Raw genomic sequence first — 1,119 nt, 5'->3', positions numbered from 1 at the left:
TAACCTTCTCGCTCGACTTGCATGTGTTAGGCACGCCGCCAGCGTTCATCCTGAGCCAGGATCAAACTCTTAAATAAAATTTAAGATAATAACTCTCGTTATCAACTGGTTATGTGACTTCGCTTTCGCTACGYCACTTGGTTTGAATYTTTTACTTCATTCCTGAAGTTGTTTAATCTCTTTCGAAATCAAACGGAATTTTTGGGCCATTTCTTTCGAAATGGTATGCTTGTATTTTGCTCATACTGTTCAGTTTTCAATGTTCTAAAAAAGTAAAATGGTGATCCATCCGCGACTCGAACGCGGGACACCCTGATTAAAAGTCAGATGCTCTACCGACTGAGCTAATGGACCAGAATAAAATGGGGCGGCTGATGGGATTCGAACCCACGCATGCAGGAGCCACAATCCTGTGTCTTAACCACTTGACTACAACCGCCGTAATATGGCGCGTCCACAGGGATTCGAACCCCAGACCTACGGCTTAGAAGGCCGTTGCTCTATCCAGCTGAGCTATGAACGCGTATTTTTTAAATGGTCGGGGTGGCAGGATTTGAACCCGCGACCCTCTGGTCCCAAACCAGATGCGCTACCAAACTGCGCTACACCCCGATAATTGGAGCTAGTGAAGGGACTTGAACCCCCAACCTGCTGATTACAAGTCAGCTGCTCTACCAATTGAGCCACACTAGCATATTGGCTCCAAGAGTGGGACTCGAACCCACGACCTATCGGTTAACAGCCGATTGCTCTACCAACTGAGCTATCTTGGAATATTAAACTGGCAACGTCTTACTTTCCCAGGTCGTCTCCAACCAAGTATCATCAGCTCTGTGAAACTTAACTTCTGTGTTCGGGATGGGAACAGGTGTAGCCTTCACGATATTGTTACCAGATAATTGACACTCAAACATAATATCAAATTTGATCTTTMTTGTCAAGTGTTTTTTTCAGATATTCTCTGAAGATTRCATATATGAATTTCAAGCTTTACAATTCTCTTTCGCTAATCACTTGCGTGATATCGCTCATACGACTTCGCTTACGCTACGCCGTTATTTGGTCAAGTCCTCGACCTATTAGTATCTATCACCTAAACATATTGCTACGCTTACAGCT

General features: G+C 44.2%; 6 tRNA genes and 2 rRNA genes. All 8 read right to left on the bottom strand.

The window, feature by feature from the left end:
- Positions 1-77, bottom strand: a 16S ribosomal RNA gene (locus EZV73_RS28265); the annotation flags it as partial.
- A gap of 201 nt (positions 78-278) precedes the next feature.
- Positions 279-354, bottom strand: a tRNA-Lys gene (locus EZV73_RS28260).
- A gap of 9 nt (positions 355-363) precedes the next feature.
- Positions 364-439, bottom strand: a tRNA-His gene (locus EZV73_RS28255).
- A 7-nt stretch (positions 440-446) separates the two neighbouring features.
- A tRNA-Arg gene (locus EZV73_RS28250) sits at positions 447-523 on the bottom strand.
- A 12-nt stretch (positions 524-535) separates the two neighbouring features.
- Positions 536-612 (bottom strand) — tRNA-Pro (locus EZV73_RS28245).
- 5 nt (positions 613-617) lie between these two features.
- Positions 618-693 (bottom strand) — tRNA-Thr (locus EZV73_RS28240).
- Positions 694-697: 4 nt separating this feature from the next.
- Positions 698-773: transfer RNA gene (locus EZV73_RS28235), tRNA-Asn, on the bottom strand.
- Between the two features lie 6 nt (positions 774-779).
- Positions 780-896 (bottom strand): 5S ribosomal RNA (gene rrf / locus EZV73_RS28230).
- Between the last annotated feature and the right edge of the window lie 223 nt (positions 897-1,119).

This window comes from Acidaminobacter sp. JC074, assembly GCF_022496765.1.
GTDB lineage: Bacteria > Bacillota > Clostridia > Peptostreptococcales > Acidaminobacteraceae > JABXKX01.
This window is presented reverse-complemented; position numbering and strand designations above follow the sequence as displayed.